The organism is Castellaniella sp. (assembly GCF_004321985.1).
Lineage (GTDB): Bacteria > Pseudomonadota > Gammaproteobacteria > Burkholderiales > Burkholderiaceae_B > Castellaniella.
Map to the genome: position 1 here is coordinate 1 of NZ_SCQN01000030.1, position 1,507 is coordinate 1,507.

At 59.0% G+C, this 1,507-nt stretch carries 3 protein-coding genes; 2 read left to right on the plus strand and 1 reads right to left on the minus strand.

The features are described 5' to 3' along the window. The first annotated feature begins 277 nt into the window (after window positions 1-277). A complete protein-coding gene (locus EPN31_RS06500; protein ID WP_291770913.1) occupies window positions 278-538 on the plus strand; it encodes an antitoxin in 261 nt (86 codons plus the stop codon). Between the two features lie 8 nt (window positions 539-546). Continuing rightward, window positions 547-933: a type II toxin-antitoxin system VapC family toxin gene (locus tag EPN31_RS06505; protein ID WP_291770915.1), complete on the plus strand. Its 387-nt coding sequence runs from the start codon at window positions 547-549 to the stop codon at window positions 931-933. A 365-nt stretch (window positions 934-1,298) separates the two neighbouring features. On the opposite strand, the gene EPN31_RS06510 is transcribed toward EPN31_RS06505, so the two are convergent. Beyond that, the coding region (locus EPN31_RS06510) for a DUF126 domain-containing protein (RefSeq protein ID WP_291770917.1) at window positions 1,299-1,507 on the minus strand (209 nt) is incomplete at its 5' end.

Below are 1,507 nucleotides of genomic sequence, written 5' to 3' on the forward strand. Positions count from 1 at the left end.
GCCGGCCTGACCATTCTGATCATCGCCCACCGGCTCTCCACCCTGCGGCACTGCGACCAGGTGGTGGAACTGGGCAGGGGCGGCATCGTGCGCCAGGGTACGTACGCGCAGATGATGGCCGGCGTCGAAGTATGAGCTGGAACCAATCAGACACTTTGAATAGGGGGAGTATTTATCGGGTAATGACGTCGTGCCGAGACTTGAAGATGAATCATGACATATACCATGATATATACTACAATACGCTATATGATCGTTCATCAACGGAGGTGCCGCCATGAGCAAAGTCGCCAAATTATTTATTAATGGCCGCAGCCAGGCCGTACGCTTACCAGCGGCCTTTCGCTTCGACACCAAAGAGGTTTTCATCCGCCAAGACCCGGATACAAAAGACGTGATCTTGTCACGCAGGCCCGCCACCTGGGACGGCTTTTTCACGGCGCTGAAGGCGGCCGCGGTTCCCGACGATTTCCTGGATCAAACGGACCGCGCTCAGGGTGCGCATGATCGAGACCCCCTCGAAGGTTCGGGCGAATGAAGCGGTACATGCTGGACACCAACACGGTCAGTCATCTGCTCAAATCCCACCCAGGCGTCTTGAAGCGCCTGGTCGATGTGCCCATGGCTGCCCTCTGCATCTCGGCAATCACCGAAGGCGAACTGCTTTTTGGGTTGGCGAAACGCCCGGCCGCAAAACAGCTACACCTTGCCGTACGAGAGTTTCTGCGGCGCGTCGAAGTGCTACCTTGGGACGGCGCTGCCGCTGAATGTTACGGGTCGGCTCGAGCGAATCTCGCCAAGTCAGGCAAGATACTGGGCCCTTTGGATCTGCTGATCGTCGCGCATGCGGCAAGCCTGGGCGCCGTACTGGTGACAAACGACCAAGCCATTCGTCAAATGGCCGGCTTGCCCATCGAAGACTGGACCATCTGACGCGGCCCTGAGAGGGCGCGAACTTTTTCTTACCTGACAAGAATGTCCATGGCGACTTCGTCGCTTGTGGCAACAACGCAGCGTGCTTTCGATGACGCGGGCAAAGGCGAAAGGCAAGGTCATCGGCAAAGCGAACGGCCACATCACTGCCACGGCCGCCGCGCGCAGCTTCACGGTTGCCACACGCGACGTCAACCCGTTTGAAGCCGCCGGCCTCGGCCACGGACAGCCCAAGCGCCGGCAGTACATCTTCCCGCAGTGTTTCGCCCGGATGCGGCGGAATACATACGCATCGCGCCCCCGCAACGGATGCAACGCCCATCCCGGAATGTCCATATCGCCGGCGCCGCGAGTCCAGCGATGCGTCAGGGGCGTCGTACGGTAATGAGCCCTGCTGCGGGGTCGACCACGAGGTGATCGCCCGTCATGATCAGCTTCGTAATATCACCTTCCGCACAACTGTCGCACAGCGCGATGTTCGCGAATTCGGCACCCTGCGTGAGAATGGTATTGGTCCTGTTGAACAGGATTGCCTTTGGCGCCATGGATCGTGATTGCATTTCGTACAGCATCC